At 36.6% G+C, this 16,116-nt stretch carries 16 protein-coding genes; 12 read left to right on the plus strand and 4 right to left on the minus strand.

The genetic code is table 11. The features are described 5' to 3' along the window. Window positions 1-17: 17 nt before the first annotated feature. Window positions 18-1,532 (minus strand): potassium/proton antiporter, encoded by a 1,515-nt coding sequence (locus tag HUW50_RS11105; protein ID WP_066333672.1) that lies wholly within the window; start codon window positions 1,530-1,532, stop codon window positions 18-20. 17 nt (window positions 1,533-1,549) lie between these two features. Further along, on the minus strand, window positions 1,550-2,107 hold the full coding sequence (locus HUW50_RS11110; protein WP_066333670.1) for a tyrosine-type recombinase/integrase: 558 nt from the start codon (window positions 2,105-2,107) through the stop codon (window positions 1,550-1,552). 247 nt (window positions 2,108-2,354) lie between these two features. Here HUW50_RS11110 and HUW50_RS11115 point away from each other — a divergent pair, with 247 nt between their 5' ends. The 3 genes from HUW50_RS11115 (at window position 2,355) to HUW50_RS11125 (ending at window position 5,349) form a co-directional block, all read left to right on the plus strand. Next, complete coding sequence (locus HUW50_RS11115; RefSeq protein ID WP_066333666.1) at window positions 2,355-3,491, plus strand: AI-2E family transporter; 1,137 nt, start codon at window positions 2,355-2,357, stop codon at window positions 3,489-3,491. 219 nt (window positions 3,492-3,710) lie between these two features. Next, window positions 3,711-4,331 (plus strand): DUF47 domain-containing protein, encoded by a 621-nt coding sequence (locus HUW50_RS11120; RefSeq protein ID WP_066333663.1) that lies wholly within the window; start codon window positions 3,711-3,713, stop codon window positions 4,329-4,331. A gap of 19 nt (window positions 4,332-4,350) precedes the next feature. Beyond that, entirely contained in the window at window positions 4,351-5,349 is a 999-nt protein-coding gene (locus HUW50_RS11125; protein ID WP_066333660.1) for an inorganic phosphate transporter, read from the plus strand. A 152-nt stretch (window positions 5,350-5,501) separates the two neighbouring features. Here HUW50_RS11125 and HUW50_RS11130 read toward each other — a convergent pair whose 3' ends face one another. Beyond that, window positions 5,502-6,260, minus strand: a complete 759-nt coding sequence (locus tag HUW50_RS11130; RefSeq protein ID WP_066333655.1) for an AAA family ATPase — start codon at window positions 6,258-6,260, stop codon at window positions 5,502-5,504. Between the two features lie 587 nt (window positions 6,261-6,847). Between HUW50_RS11130 and HUW50_RS11135 the strand changes: the two genes are divergently transcribed. Then, window positions 6,848-7,759, plus strand: a complete 912-nt coding sequence (locus HUW50_RS11135; protein ID WP_066333648.1) for a diacylglycerol kinase — start codon at window positions 6,848-6,850, stop codon at window positions 7,757-7,759. 93 nt (window positions 7,760-7,852) lie between these two features. Then, window positions 7,853-9,238, plus strand: a complete 1,386-nt coding sequence (gene rlmD / locus HUW50_RS11140; RefSeq protein ID WP_066333640.1) for a 23S rRNA (uracil(1939)-C(5))-methyltransferase RlmD — start codon at window positions 7,853-7,855, stop codon at window positions 9,236-9,238. A gap of 164 nt (window positions 9,239-9,402) precedes the next feature. Here the strand turns inward: rlmD and HUW50_RS11145 are convergent, their stop codons facing one another. After that, complete coding sequence (locus HUW50_RS11145; RefSeq protein ID WP_066333637.1) at window positions 9,403-9,735, minus strand: DUF4363 family protein; 333 nt, start codon at window positions 9,733-9,735, stop codon at window positions 9,403-9,405. 137 nt (window positions 9,736-9,872) lie between these two features. Here HUW50_RS11145 and HUW50_RS11150 point away from each other — a divergent pair, with 137 nt between their 5' ends. The 7 genes from HUW50_RS11150 to HUW50_RS11180 are packed head-to-tail and all read left to right on the plus strand — an operon-like array spanning window position 9,873 to window position 16,103. Further along, window positions 9,873-10,229: a hydrogenase maturation nickel metallochaperone HypA/HybF gene (locus HUW50_RS11150; protein ID WP_066333634.1), complete on the plus strand. Its 357-nt coding sequence runs from the start codon at window positions 9,873-9,875 to the stop codon at window positions 10,227-10,229. Continuing rightward, on the plus strand, window positions 10,229-10,888 hold the full coding sequence (gene hypB / locus HUW50_RS11155; RefSeq protein WP_185653907.1) for a hydrogenase nickel incorporation protein HypB: 660 nt from the start codon (window positions 10,229-10,231) through the stop codon (window positions 10,886-10,888). The genes HUW50_RS11150 and hypB overlap by 1 nt, the downstream gene beginning before the upstream one ends. Further along, window positions 10,873-13,158, plus strand: a complete 2,286-nt coding sequence (gene hypF / locus HUW50_RS11160; RefSeq protein WP_066333624.1) for a carbamoyltransferase HypF — start codon at window positions 10,873-10,875, stop codon at window positions 13,156-13,158. Before hypB ends, hypF begins: the two co-directional genes overlap by 16 nt. 33 nt (window positions 13,159-13,191) lie before the next feature. Then, window positions 13,192-13,443, plus strand: coding sequence for a HypC/HybG/HupF family hydrogenase formation chaperone (locus tag HUW50_RS11165; protein WP_066333622.1), 252 nt, complete (start codon window positions 13,192-13,194; stop codon window positions 13,441-13,443). After that, on the plus strand, window positions 13,400-14,506 hold the full coding sequence (hypD, locus tag HUW50_RS11170) for a hydrogenase formation protein HypD (RefSeq protein ID WP_066333620.1): 1,107 nt from the start codon (window positions 13,400-13,402) through the stop codon (window positions 14,504-14,506). The genes HUW50_RS11165 and hypD overlap by 44 nt, the downstream gene beginning before the upstream one ends. 5 nt (window positions 14,507-14,511) lie before the next feature. Beyond that, complete coding sequence (hypE, locus tag HUW50_RS11175; RefSeq protein WP_066333805.1) at window positions 14,512-15,519, plus strand: hydrogenase expression/formation protein HypE; 1,008 nt, start codon at window positions 14,512-14,514, stop codon at window positions 15,517-15,519. 56 nt (window positions 15,520-15,575) lie between these two features. Next, window positions 15,576-16,103: a cytochrome b5 domain-containing protein gene (locus tag HUW50_RS11180; RefSeq protein WP_066333619.1), complete on the plus strand. Its 528-nt coding sequence runs from the start codon at window positions 15,576-15,578 to the stop codon at window positions 16,101-16,103. The last annotated feature ends 13 nt before the right edge of the window (window positions 16,104-16,116 follow it).

Raw genomic sequence — 16,116 nt, forward strand, 5'->3', positions numbered from 1 at the left:
AGATATTGTTTTAATCTTTATACAGATTGATAGGAATTACTAGTTTCCTCATCTATTTGATCTTGTTTCTCTTGAAGAATTTGTTTTAACTTTGGTTTACTGCTCTTGGATGCAAGGATATAGAGAAAATCTCCTAATTTAATCCTTGTGTTTCCGGTTGGGGTAATGAGTTGATCATTTCGAATGATTGCGTTAACTAACGTACCATCTGGGAATGGAATATCAAGAAGTGTTTTACCTACTAAGTTTGAGTCTGAATCAATTTCATATTCAATCATTTCTGTATTTACTTTTCCAAGAGATACAAGCTCAAGTGAATGCATGGGCGTAGCCTTTTTAGGACCAGTTAATCCTAGTTTGTCAGCTAAGTTCGTAACGGTTGCTCCTTGTATTAAACAGCTAGTAAGAACGACGAAAAATACAACATTAAAAATGAGTTGGCTACCTTCAATATCTGCTAATAATGGGAAAGTCGCAAGTACAATTGGTACTGCTCCTTTTAAACCTGCCCATGAAAGAAAGACTAATTCTTTATTTGTAAACTTCATCTTTATCGTTGACACATAGACGGCGACTGGTCTAGCTATAAGCATAAGAATCGCTGAAATTAAGATGCCCTTAAAGATAATATCCCAAGTGAATAGGTCAGATGGGAAGACGAGAAGTCCCAATATAACAAACATTGAAATTTGCATCATCCATGCAAAGCCCTCTGAAAAGCGGAAAATTGAATGTCTATAAGCAATTTCTGCATTTCCAATAATGATAGCTAATACATACACTGCAAGAAGTCCGCTTCCGTTCATGAAAGCTGTAATTCCGTATGTGAGTAAGGCAAAGGCGATGGCGAAAATGGGATAAAGACCACTAGAATCAAGGTTTATCTTATTTAATGCTTTAACTGCTAATTTACCTGCGATAAAACCAAATAATACACCAAGACCCATTTGGACAAAGAACGAACCGATCATCGTTATGATGCTAGTTTCAGGAATAGTAATCATTTCAATCATAGCAACTGTTAAAAATACGGCCATAGGATCGTTTGACCCTGATTCAGCCTCTAATGTCGTACCAATTCGTTCATTAATATTTTGTCCTTTTAACACAGCAAATACCGCTGCAGCATCTGTCGAACCAACAATGGCTCCAAACAAAATTGCTTCAAGCCAGCCTAGATCAAGAATAAGCTTTGCTGCGACGGCAACAATACCAGATGTTAAAAGAACACCAACTGTTGCAAGGGAAAGGGAGGGAATTATGACAGGGCGAAGAGTTTTCCATTTTGTTTGAAGTCCACCTTCAAATAGAATAACAACAAGTGCAAAGACACCAATCATTTGGGCAGTACTTGCATTATCAAAATAAATAATACCTAATACGTCGCTTCCCATTACCATACCAACCATCATAAATAAGACAAGGGCAGGTACGCCTAGCCTTGCGGAAAATTTTGTTGTTAACACTCCTGCTATTAATAGAATGGCTGTTAGTAAAATAAATGTGTCTGTGTGTAAAATATCAGCAAACATATACATCAACTCACTTTCTATAGATTTACGTCAAGCTTGATTTGTACTGCGGATTGGGTTGTCACTCCTATATATTGTCGTGTTTCCGATGGGGTGGAGTGCTGGAGTCTTTTTTGAATGAGAGAGATTGCAATTCCCTTTCGATAGGCATGGTATCCGAATGTTTTGCGAAGCGTGTGTGTCCCAATTGATTCGTTAATTCTTGCTTGTTTAGCGGCCTCATTAATAATTCGATAGGCTTGCTGGCGGGTAATTGGATCGTTGGATTTTCTAGATTTAAAAAGGTAATCGTTAAAATCTAGTGACCCATCTAAAATACAGGATTTTAATGCGTTACGAACTTGTAAGTTAAGGTATACCGGAGGATTTGTGTGTACCGACGATTGGAGGTAATGATAGTATTCACCAGTTTCGGTCATAAAATCTTTTACGTGCAAATGTAATAAATCATGGATTCGAATACCTGTATTTATGCCGAGCATAAACAAACAGTAATCACGGGGTGAGCGACACTCTAAATATGACTTAATAGAAAGAATTTGTTGTTCATCTTTAATTGCTTCTACAGTTTTCATTCAAAATTACCCCTTTATGTTACATAATATGATTATAACATAGGATTATGTTACATGATATGAATAAGCCTCAGAGTTGTCTGGAAAATTTCAAGTAAATTAATAAAGTATTTATTGTTTAAGGTGCCCAAAGTGATTTACAACATTGCGAAATTAAAGGTACTATTAATATGTAACTTAAAATACGAAGGCTCATGTTTCGATATGGAGTTCTTATTGTTTTGGAGTATTTGAGAGGGGAAAGTTGATGGAAAATTCACGTCATCCAAAAGCTGAGATATTTAAAAAGCTAATATTAAATAATCGTTTTGTGCTTTTTTTAATGATTTTATTATTAATTGGAATAAATATATTAATCTTTAGAGAGGTCTCGTTTATCTTTACACCATTAGAAGTTCTGTTTAAAACAGTGCTTTTACCTATTATGATGGCAACAGTGCTTTATTATTTGTTAAATCCAATTGTTAACTATCTTGAAAAATTAAAAGTTAAAAGGGTCTATTCAATCCTTTTGTTATATCTCATTATTATTGGCTTAATCAGCATTTTAATTGTATCTGTTATCCCTTTTTTACGAGAGCAAATTATGAGTTTAGTTCATAGCTTTCCACAATATACGAAAGATGTAGAGGAATTGATAGAACAGATTGTTGGAAGTCAGTTTGTTAATGAGGCCCAAAAAACATTAAATATTAATGTACCTGATCTAGCAAATAATATTTCTAATCAGGTTTCAAAAATTGTAAACAATACATGGATGGGAATTGGAGTTTTTGTAGGAGCAGTCAAGGACTTCATCTTAGCATTAATTATCATGCCATTCATTTTGTTTTATTTATTAAAAGACGGAAAAAAACTGCCTAAATATATTTTAAGTTTATTGCCAGTGTCATTTCGTAGCCAGACATTTGATGTTATGAAGGAAATCAATAATAGTATTAGCCTTTATATTAGGGGACAAATTATCGTCAGTTTTTGTATCGGGTTTTTATTATTTATCGGTTTTTTAATTATAGGTCTTGAGTATGCTTCCTTGTTAGCTCTCATAGCAGCTTTTACAAGTATTGTCCCTTATTTAGGACCTGCAATTGCGATTACTCCAGCATTAATTATCGCGATTGTTACTTCACCGATCATGCTACTAAAACTAATTATTGTTTGGACAGTTGTCCAACTAATAGAGGGGAAATTTATTTCTCCACAAATTATGGGGAGAAATCTTCATATCCATCCAATTACGATTATCTTTGTTATCCTAACAGCAGGAAATCTATTTGGGGTAATCGGGATTATTTTGGCGGTCCCAGGATATGCCGTTTTAAAGGTTATTATTACCCATTTGTTTGAGGAGTTAAAAACTAGAAGTGAATTATATAATGATTAATCGAATCGATAATTTTAGCAGAGGTGTAAAAGCCTCTGTTTTTTTGCCTATAAAACGCATGTATGAGTAACCGTATTTTTGGGAAAATAATCAAAACCAAAAACCCTAATGTAAAGGTTTTGTAAATTTTATATAAATATATTGTAAATTCGACAAAATGCAATAAAATAAGACATTGGATGAAGAAAAAAATAGATAGAATCTATGGAGGGTTTTCTAATGGTGTTTGGATCAAAAAAAGATGTGTTTTTTGAGAAGATTTTAACGGTTGCTAAAAATGTAGAAGAATCTGCAAAATATTTAATTGATCTAAAAGTAAAAAATGTTAGTGATCTAAAAGAAATAGCATCAGTAATGAAAAACTATGAGAGTAAAGGCGATACTTACATACATGAGTTGATTGTTGATTTAAATAAGACCTTTATTACACCAATTGAACGCGAAGATATTTTACAGTTAGCAATGAAAATGGACGATATATTAGATGGCTTAGAGCAATGTGTAGCCTATTATGAAATGTTCTCTTTTACAGAATTTGATGAGCACATCGATAAATTTGTAGCTTATATTTATGATAGTACTATCGAAGTTACTAAAGCGATGGAATTATTATCAAACAAGAAATTGCTTGATATGAGAGCACATGCAATCAAAATTAAGGATATCGAATCAAAAAGTGATGAGCTTTTAAGGGTATCAATTAAAAACTTATTTGCTACACAAAAAGATCCTATTAAAATCATGCAACATAAGGAAATATATGAAATGCTTGAGAAAGTTACAGATAGCTGCCAAGATGTAGCGAATACAATCGAAACTATTATCATGCGTAACGCATAAGGGAGCGTTAATAATAATTATGGATACACTTCTATTACTAACAATCTTAGTTGTTATTTGTGCGTTAGCATTTGATTTTATCAATGGGTTTCACGATACAGCAAATGCTATTGCAACTTCTGTGTCTACACGTGCTCTGTCACCAAGAAAAGCGATTATTTTGGCTGCTGTAATGAACTTTGTCGGTGCTTTAACTTTTACCGGTGTAGCTAAAACGATAACAAAGGATATTGTGGATCCTTTTGCACTTGATAATGGTTCAGTTGTCATTTTAGCGGCTCTTATTGCCGCGATCGCTTGGAATCTTATCACATGGTATTATGGTATACCGAGTAGCTCCTCCCATGCGTTAATTGGTTCTATAGCAGGTGCAGCTATTTCAGCAGCAGGTTTTGGTATCCTGAATTGGAATGGATTTATCAAAATCCTTCAGGCGCTACTTATTTCACCATTTTTAGCTCTAGCTTTTGGATTTGTCATGATGAGTCTGTTTGCTGTTCTATTCAGAAGAACGAATTTATACAAATCTAATAAAGGTTTTAGGTTATTTCAAATTGGGACAGCTGCTCTACAATCATTTACACACGGAACAAATGATGCTCAAAAGGCAATGGGGATTATTACAATGGCGCTTATTGCTGCTAATTACCAAACATCTTCAGATATTCCGATGTGGGTTCGTCTTTCAGCTGCGACTGCAATGGGAATTGGTACGTCCATCGGTGGATGGAAAATCATTAAGACAGTTGGCGGTAAAATTATGAAAATCCGTCCGGTAAATGGAGCGGCCGCTGATCTAGCTTCAGCACTAATTATTTTCGGGGCAACTACTATTCACCTCCCAGTTAGTACAACTCATGTTATCTCTTCTGCTATTATGGGGGTTGGTTCTGCTCAACGTGTAAAAGGCGTAAAATGGGGAGTAGCTCGAAAAATTGTTATAACATGGGTAATCACTTTACCAATTTCAGCTATTTTAGCAGGAATAACTTATCAAATATTAAATTTATTTTTTTAAGATGAAATACAATCCGTACTTATAGCATTGATTTTTACTATATAAATGATAAAGGACTCTACTTCTTTTAAGTAGGGTTCTTTTTTTTCTTGATAAGTGCTTAGCTCAGTCTAGTGGCTAGTAGCATTGGTCGAAGACGAACCCTTTAATAATTATTCCTTTAGTAAATGATGGATTAATCGCTCTCTATCATCAAAAAATTGCTTCATAATCGAATAATGATTTGTATCCTCGAGCCTTGATTCATTGATACCTGATTCTGTTAGTTCTAAAATTTTCGCTTTAGGATAGGACATAATAATTGGCGAGTGTGTAGCAATTATAAATTGTGAGTTTTCATTCACCAAATCATTAATCCTTGTTAACATGGATAATTGTCTTAATGGCGAAAGGGCTGCCTCTGGTTCATCTAAAATATAGATACCGTTACCCCGAAAACGGTTTGTAAAAGTTGCGAAGAAGGCTTCCCCATGTGATTGCTCGTGAAGTGATACTCCACCGAAGGAGTCAATAATACGCGGTCCGTCCGATTCTGGGTCATTGTCTAATTCTTCAATATTTGAAGCAACATTGTAAAAGCTTTCCGCACGAAGGAAAAAGCCATCTTTTGGCTTCGTTACCCCTTTCGTTATACTGAGGTAATTTTCGAGGTTTGAATGAGAATCATATGTTGTGAAATTGAAGTTCAAAGATCCTCCCTCTGGATTAAACCCAATTGAAATCGCGATAGCCTCTAATAATGTAGATTTACCCATACCGTTTTCACCAATAATAAAGGTTACGTTAGGGTGAAGGGATAGTTCATTTAAGGACTTAATGCTAGGTAAAGTAAAAGGATAGATATTGAATGAAGGAACCTCGTCTTTTTTGAGTTTTATACCTCTAATATATTGCTGATTAAACATACTCATAATAAGCCTCCGCTCAAAATTACCTTTTCTCCTATTTTAGCAAAGTTTTCAGATTACTTCTGTGCTTTTCTCCATTCATAACAATTAAAAAGTAATCTTTCGTTCTGTGGGGATAAGAAACATTATAAAAAGAACAATTGGTGAAATTGATAATTAAAAACTTTACTTTTCTTTAAAAACATGGTGATAATAATAGTTGGGCATTTAACGGAAAAGAAGTTTTGTTGTCTCTTAAATTGGGCACATTATTGATATAACTAATATTTGCGATTCTTGTACATATTGAATAAAGTTATTGCTTAACCACCATAAAATTTTGGCTTATTGCAGAGTCTATATGGTGAGTGCATTAGTTTATATTTTTTATCGGTTAAGAAAGTATAAAATTTTGTACTTAGTTTTGGTGTCTAGCTCCAGGCGCCATCGGCTCGAGGTCATAAGTCAAGTAGGAATTGAAGGTATAGTGCACCTTCTATTCCTACTCGCCTTATGCTTGTCGCCGATAGGCGGGCGCCTTGCGCTTTTCTTATACTATCTCGGTAGTGTAAATATGCAAAATACATTCTTTAGATAATAGGATGATGGGGATGAAAAAGGCAAGAATTATCTATAATCCAACTTCAGGTAGGGAGCTTTTTAAAAAGCATTTACCAGAGGTATTGCAAAAATTTGAACAAGCTGGGTATGAAACGTCATGCCATGCAACAACTTGTGAAGGAGATGCAATTCAAGCTGCTAAGGTTGCTGGTGAGCGGGGCTTCGATTTGATCGTAGCAGCAGGTGGAGATGGGACAATTAATGAGGTAGTTAATGGAATAGCTGAGCTTGTAGAAAGGCCACAACTTGCAGTCATTCCAGTTGGAACAACTAATGACTTTGCAAGAGCGATTGGGATTCCATTAAACAATGTTATTCAGGCAGTTGAGGTGATATTAAATGGTGAGCCTCAAAAAATTGATATCGGTCGTGTAAACGATCATTATTTTATAAATATTGCAGGTGGAGGTCGTTTAACTGAGCTTACATATGAAGTGCCTAGTAAGCTAAAAACAATGGTCGGGCAGCTTGCTTATTATTTAAAAGGAATGGAAATGCTACCGTCTATCCGTCCTTCTGAAGTGGAAATTGAATATGATGGTAAGCTTTTTCAGGGTGAAATTATGCTATTCCTAGTGTCACTAACGAATTCAGTTGGCGGCTTTGAAAAGCTAGCTCCAGATTCCAAGTTAAATGATGGAATGTTTGATTTATTAATCTTGAAAAAAGCGAACTTGGCAGAATTTATCCGTGTCGCTAGTTTGGCTTTAAGAGGCGAACATATAAATGATGAGCACATTATTTATACAAAAGCGAATCGGGTAAAGGTTACAAATAATGATAAAATGCAGTTGAACTTAGATGGTGAATACGGTGGCCTGCTTCCAGGAGAATTTGTTAACCTCTATCAGCATATTGATGTGATGATGTCATCTGACAAAGCTAGACAAATGGAGGAATAGAAACTTGGCAGAATGAGGCCAGGTTTTTTTCTTGATTGCGCATTATACTACGATTAAATAAGAAAATTAGTTTGCATGAAAAGGAAGAACAAAATGCCAAAATTACAAGCACCCGTTATGAAAAATGAATATTACGAAGTAACCTTTGAAGACTTAACTCACGAAGGTGCAGGTGTTGCCAAAGTAGAGGGATTCCCTATTTTTGTAGAAAATGCACTCCCAGATGAACGTGGGAAAATTAAAGTGATTAAGGTGAAAAAGGGATTTGCTTTTGGTCGTTTAATTGAACTATATGAAACAAGCAAAAATCGTATTGAAGCACCTTGCCCAATCTACTCTCAATGTGGAGGGTGTCAGCTTCAGCATTTTAGTTATGAAGGTCAACTTAACTTTAAGAAAAAGCAAGTAGAACAAGTGCTTGTACGAATTGGGAAGCTAGATCTTAACAACGTAAAGGTTCATCCAACACTCGGAATGAATGATCCATGGAATTATCGAAATAAGGCACAAGTCCCTATAGGAGAGCGGGAAGGTGGACTTGTAGCAGGCTTTTATCAAAAACGAAGCCACGATATTATTGACATGGAACGATGCCTAATTCAACAAGCTGAAAATGATAATGTAGTTCAGGCTGTAAAGAAAATATGTGAACAGTACGGGATTCGCGCTTATAACGAAGAAAAGCATAAAGGATGGTTACGTCACATAATGGTGCGCTATGGCCTCGTTACAAAAGAAATGATGGTCGTATTCGTAACGAAAACCAATGACTTTCAGCATAAGCATGAAATCATTTCACAAATTACCGAACTATTTCCTCAAGTAAAATCTATTGTACAAAATATAAACAACAAACGCACGAACGTTATTTTCGGCGATGAAACAAAGGTACTCTGGGGAGAAGAATATATCTATGACAAAATTGGTGATGTGAAGTTTGCCATTTCAGCTCGTTCCTTTTATCAAGTAAATCCTGAGCAAACAAAAGTGCTTTACGATAAGGCTTTAGAATATGCAGGGCTTACAGGTGAAGAATCAGTTATTGATGCATACTGTGGGATTGGAACCATATCACTATTCCTTGCCCAAAAAGCTAAAAAAGTATTTGGTGTTGAGGTTGTCCCAGAAGCAATAGAAGATGCAAAGCGAAATGCAGAGCTAAATGGAATTACAAATGCTGAGTTTGCAGTTGGAGAAGCTGAGGCTGTTATTCCTGAGTGGAATAAGCAAGGGAATAAAGCAGATGTAATTGTAGTGGATCCGCCACGAAAAGGCTGTGATGAAACCTTACTTAAGACAATACTGGACATGAAGCCTCATCGGGTAGTGTATGTTTCCTGTAATCCTGGGACACTTGCGAGGGATCTGAATGTACTTGAGCAAGGTGGGTATGAGACGATTGAGGTGCAGCCGGTGGATATGTTTCCGCATACGACACATGTGGAGTGCTGTTCACTACTTGTAAGAAAAGATAATTAAAGATGTAATAGTGAGTAGAGAGCCTTCCCTGAGTTGGGAGGCTCTTAATTAATTGTCATGAACTACGGAGACAAATAGCCTGACCTTTAGAGTAATCACCTGCTTGTTCCCTAATAAAAAAAGACTTTTCTAAGCCTGAGACTCAGTAAGTCTTAGCATATTTCTTAAAATGAATAAATATGTTCAATTAGCGTTTTTACAGTTTCCAATTCCATCCTTGAATCTGTACGATCTTCTTCCTCAATTAGTATCCTTAATCTGCTAATAGTCTCATAAAGATCCTTATATTCAGCTTCCCCACCTACTAATTGTACTTTCCAAAGATTTTTATCATAATAACTACTCAAATCATCCATTTGTTTTTTTGCAAGAACCCAATCCTCTTTATTTAAGGAGTGTTCCAAGTTAGCAATTTTTTCATTGAATTCATCTTTGCCAAATTGATTTGTACTTACTAATAAGATAATGGCTATTAATAAAATCGGATACATTTTCATATCAGCCTCCTAAGTCATTCCTCTTTTAACGTACCCCAAGCCTTCTTTTACCAAAAACTCGGTATGAAATAAAGTGGTCTTTTTAATAAAGCTAAGCATAAACATTTAGGAGAGATAATAATAGAAGGGTGTTAAGGATGCATGAGATGTCGCTTATGTCGGAAATTATTAACATAGTTTCAGAAGATGCTAGACTACATGGTTTTAACAAAGTGGATAAAATAGATGTGATTGTTGGTGATTTATCAAATGTACTGCCTGATGCTCTAGAGTTAGCATTTTTGCATTTTCGGAAACAAGGATTAGGCATTCTAGATGAAAATACGAAATTACATTTTATACGTGAAGTGGCGAAAGCAAAATGTCAAAGGTGTCTGTTAGAGTTTACCCCCGACTATAGAATAGCACTATGTCCCAAGTGTGGACTAGCAAATTGTATACTCGTTTCCGGTGAAACCTTTAGGGTTGAATCATACGAAGGAAGTGATGAATAGTGAAAATTAAGCTGCAAGAAGATGTGTTAAAAGATCAAAACTTGGCTGCTGCATTCAATAGAGAAACCTTTAAAAAAACCCATACTCTTGTCATTAACTTAATGAGCTCTCCAGGAGCGGGTAAAACGACTTTACTTGAAGAAACAATGAAAGTGTTAAGGGATGAGTTTCATATGGCTGTGATTGAAGGTGATTTAGCAACGGATAGGGATGCAGAAAGATTACGTCTTCTAGGAATCAAAACGGTTCAAATCAATACGGTAGGAGGCTGTCACCTTGATGCAAGGATGATTGCAAAAACATTACCAGAATTTGACCTAGAATCGGTCGATATTCTTTTTATCGAGAATATTGGGAATTTAGTTTGCCCATCTGGTTACGATTTAGGACAAGATTATAAAGTGGTGGTTTTAAGTGTTCCTGAAGGAAATGATAAAATCCCGAAATATCCTGTCATGTTTAGACGTACAGATGTAACCATCATTAATAAAATCGACCTCCTACCTTATGTATCTTTCAATTTAGAAGAAGCGATAAGAAATTTACAAGAAATTAATCCACAAGCGCAATTGAAAGCATTATCCGCCAAAACGGGTGAAGGGATGGAAGAATGGATCAATTGGATAAAGGATGCTTATCGTCAATGTACAAAGCGATAAAAGTAATCGTGAAAGGAAAGGTGCAGGGAGTTGGTTTTCGCCCATTTATCTACAATCTTTCAAAAAAATATCATCTCAATGGATCAGTCCAAAATAATTTCGATAGGGTCGTCATCATTGCAGAAGGAGAAGAAAGGCTGGTAAAGAAAATGGTGGACGAAATCAAAAAGTCTCCGCCTAAATTGGCAAAAATTAATGAGATCAACATTCATCAAATTCCACTCGCTCATTATAAAGAATTTACGATTATTCCCAGCGTGAAAAACGGAAGGTCTATTCCCTGGATACCTGCGGATGCGGCGATTTGTGAAAAATGTTTGGAGGAAATGAACGACCCATATAATCGACGTTTTCACTATCCATTTATTAATTGCACTCAATGCGGACCGCGCTATACGATTATCAGTCGTCTTCCATATGATCGTTCAAATACGACAATGAAGGAATTTCCTATGTGCCTTGATTGTGAAGTGGAGTATGAAGATCCATGGAATCGGCGGCACCATGCTCAGCCTATTTGTTGTTCAGATTGTGGACCAACACTTACGCTTTATAACCAAGGTGGGAAAACATTGGCTGAAAATCAATCAGCCATTACGCAAACGGTTGATCTAATCAAAAAAGGAAAGATTGTGGCCATTAAAGGAATAGGTGGCTTCCATTTAGCTTGTGATGCTTATCAAGAGAAGGTAGTTGACCAATTAAGACTTAGAAAGAAACGACCACAGAAACCGTTGGCGATCATGGTTAAATCTATAGAGGTGGCAAGAAATCTTTGTTTTATTTCCAGCCAAGAAGAAAACCTCCTAACGAGCCCTGAAATGCCGATTGTTATTTTAAAAAGAAAAAGAGAGGGAGTAGTACCACCAAATATTTCTCCCGGTTTATCGACTATTGGGGTGATGCTGCCTTATACGCCTTTACATCATCTTTTATTTGAAAATCATAAATTAGAATGTATCGTGATGACGAGTGCTAATCCTTCTGGTCTGCCCATGTTATATAGTGATGATCATTTAGAACACCTACAAAACATATGTGATAACATCTTAACTCATAACCGTAAAATTGATTTTCCCATTGATGATTCCGTTGTTCAATGTGATGCAGAAAATGCGATATTTGTACGGCGTGCTAGAGGATTTGTTCCAGAGCCGCTTAAAACAACATCCAATGTAGATCATATTATTGCATTAGGTGGAAACCAAAAGAATACATTTTCTGTTGGAAAACAGAATAACATTGTCATGAGTCCTCATGTAGGTAATTTAGAAAACGAAGAAATGATTGACTCTTTTGAAGAACAACTCCATCATTATAAAGAATTTCTAGGGGTTAAAGAAAAATATATGGCTATCGACAAGCACCCATTATACGCATCCACTTCTATTGCAACAAAACTTAACCGTAAAATCATATCCATTCAACACCACCATGCACACCATGTATCTTGTATGGAAGATAACGGTCTTAACAAACCTTGTTTAGGGATTATATTAGATGGTACAGGATACGGAGAAGACGGAAATATTTGGGGATTTGAATTTCTATATGGAGATGCAAAATCTTTTGAACGACTGGCTCACTTGAAATCCACTCCTCTTCCAGGTGGAGAAAAAGCCGTGAAAGAACCGTGGAGAAATGCAGTTGGGATGCTGCTTTATTACTGGCCGCAAGAGGGAAAAGAATTATGTATGAAACTTTTTCCTGAGAGATTAAAAGAAATAAACATTATGGAACAAATGATAGTCCATCAGATGAATACGCCTATGGCTGGAACATGTGGCCGCTTATTTGATGCCATTAGTGCCATTCTCGGTATTTGTTCGATTTCAACGTATGAAGGAGAGGCAGCGATCAAATTATCTGATTATATGAATAGAACCGAACTTGAAAGTACAGGGGAGATGTATTCATATCATTTAATAACACACACTCCAAACCAAATTCAACTTGACTTATCTCCTATGATTTATCAAATCATTCAAGACAAATTTCAACAACAATCCATTACTACAATCATACAGAAATTTCATAACACATTGGTGTCTTGCTGTGTACAAATGGTTTTAAAAGTTGTGAAAAACAGACCTGATCTAAATAGAACGGTCGTACTGTCAGGAGGATCCTTCCAAAATGTTTTTCTTGCCAGAGAGATTCAAAAAGGTCTTGAGAAAGAAGGATTTAACGTCTATACACATAAACATGTCCCATGCCACGATGGAGGCTTATCATTAGGACAAATCATCATTGCTGCTCATCAGTTGTAAGATGACAAAAGAAAATGAAGGTGGTGAATTCAATTGTGCTTAGGAGTACCCGCTAAAGTCATTGAAATAGAAGAGCAAAGAGCTCTAGTAGATGTGATGGGTTCGAGGATGTATGTAGGGATCTTTTTTGTTCCAGAGGTTAGGATAGATGATTATGTTTTACTCCATGCTGGGCAGGCCATGACCATAGTGGATGAGGAATTTGCCAAGGAAAGTATAGAAGAATGGAGGAATGTGTTAGATGGTAAACATGGAACTTTTTTCGGAACCGACCTTAACTCGTGAGTCAGTAGAGGCTGTTATCGATTTAGCGAAGAAATTTAAAAAAGAAAAAGGTAGAATCCCGGTATTTATGGAGGTATGTGGTTCACATACGATGGCCTTAGCCAAAACAGGAATAAAAACTAGATTGAAAGATTATGTACACCTTATTGCTGGGCCGGGATGTCCTGTATGTGTCACAGATCAAAAGTCGATCGATGCGATGATTCAATTATCAGAAGAGTCTAACACGATTCTTTGTACATTTGGCGATATGATGCGTGTTCCTGGTTCTAAATTTACCCTAATGAAAGCGAAAACAGATGGAAAGGATATCAGAGTCGTTTACTCTCCGTTAGATAGTGTGAAAATAGCAGAAGAAAATCCAGATAAGGAAGTCATTTTTTTAGGAATTGGATTTGAAACAACGATTCCAATTCTCGCTCTTGCTGTTAGAGAGGCAACAAGAAAGGAGTTAAAGAATTATTCGATATGGATGACAACAAAATTGGTGGAACCTGTTTTAAGAGTCCTTCTTAGTTCAGGAGATGTAAAACTTGATGGATTTCTTTTACCTGGTCAGGTTTCCATTGTTATAGGAAAACAGAGCTACCGTTATTTAGCGGAAGAATTTGATATTTCGGGGGTCATTACTGGTTTTGAACCCGTTCAATTGCTCAGTGGGATTTATAAGCTGCTACATCTTCTGCTGGAAAAAAGGGTTAAGATCCTTAATGATTATACATATGTTGTAAGTGATGAAGGAAACGTAGTTGCTCAAAACTTAATAGAAGAATATTTAGAAACTCATGACGAGGCATGGAGGGGGATAGGTACCATCCCAAAAAGTGGATTAGTGCTTAAAGAACAATACGCGCTATACGATGCGAAAAAGAAGTTTAAAATTTCGATAGGGGAACCGAGAGTAACAAAATGCCGCTGTGGTGAAATCGTTCGAGGATTAATTACACCAGAAGAGTGTGTGCTGTTTAATAAAGGTTGTACTCCCACCCACCCTATTGGTCCTTGTATGGTATCAACAGAAGGAACCTGTGCGGCACATTATCATTTCATGAGGGAGGTGTAACCTTGGTGCAGCGAATTAGTCTTGCTCATGGAGAAGGTGGAGAATTAACACACCAACTCATTCAAGACATCTTTATTCAATCATTTGGACATTCAGAGCAAACACAGTTTGATTCTGCCATTCTTGCCATTCCTTCACAAACAATCGCTGTAACAACAGATAGTTACGTGGTAAAACCTATTTTCTTTCCAGGTGGAAATATAGGGAAACTGGCGATCACAGGAACAGTGAACGATTTAGCTGTAAGTGGTGCTATTCCTCACGTGATAACTTCCGGATTTATTATCGAAGAAGGGTTTCCAATAAAAAGTCTAAAAGAGATTGTCAACACGATGGCATGGGAAGCAGAAAGAGCCGGGGTAAACATCATCGCCGGTGATACAAAAGTAGTCGAAAAGGGGAGTGTGGATGGCCTATTTATTAATACGACAGGGATCGGTGTAATGCAAAAACAACATCGATTGAAACCTGAAGCGATTCGAGAAGGAGATTCCGTAATCATTAGTGGAACAATCGGGGATCATGGGGTCGCAATTTTGAGTGCACGTAACGAGCTTGGGTTGCTAACAGATGTTAAGAGTGATTGTGCATCATTAAACCACCTGATACATGAACTCTTGGAGGAAATCAAAGGGATTCGGATCATGCGGGATCCGACAAGGGGTGGCTTAGCCACAGCACTAGTAGAACTATGTGAAGACTTTCGTATTACAGTTGAAGTAGATGAAGCTTCAGTTCCAGTACGTAAGGATGTTCAAGGTGCCTGTGATATTTTGGGTTATGATCCTCTTTATCTAGCAAATGAAGGGAAAGTAGTGATCATCGTGGATTCAAATGATAAACAAAAGGCGCTTGATATCTTGAAGAATCATGAGATGGGAAAGGATGCAAGTGTGATTGGTCAAATTACTTCCTGTCATATTCAATCAGGGAAATTACTTTTAAAAACAGCTGTTGGCACAACAAGAAGACTTAATCGCCTGTCTGGCCAGCTTTTGCCTAGAATTTGTTAAATCATTTTGATATGTAAGCATAGGATAGGAGGAAACCGCCTAAAGGGGAGAACATCATGAATAACATCGAAATGATTAGAATGCAAATAAATTATCTTGTTACACAAGCCCGTCATGATATCTATACGTTATCTACATTGAGTGACACTTCCATGAAGCCGCAAATTCTTCAACGGTTATGGGATGCACTATCTACTATCCATTTTCTGAGTGATTGGCTGGCAAATCAAGCTAAGACTAGTTCTCATAATTTATCTTCTCAACCATCTATTCCAGGTCTTTCAGGGGCATTATATCAGTCACAAATTCCTCCCATTACTCCTTTACCCACTCCACCTATATCACAGTCTAATCAACGTACGTTTACTATTGGAGAATTGGCCACATTTACTGGGAAAAATGGGAGGCCTGCTTATGTTGCGGTCAATGGCATTGTCTATGATGTGACTAACAACCGGGCCTGGGCTGCTGCTACCCACTTTGGCTTAATTGCAGGCAAAGATTATACGCAGGAATTTGCTTCTTGTCATGCTGGGCAACAATCAATCTTAGCTGCACTACCCGTTGTAGGGAGGTTGGTTTAATGGAAGGACAAAT

Source organism: Metabacillus sp. KUDC1714 (assembly GCF_014217835.1).
In the GTDB taxonomy this organism is placed as follows: domain Bacteria; phylum Bacillota; class Bacilli; order Bacillales; family Bacillaceae; genus Metabacillus; species Metabacillus rhizosphaerae.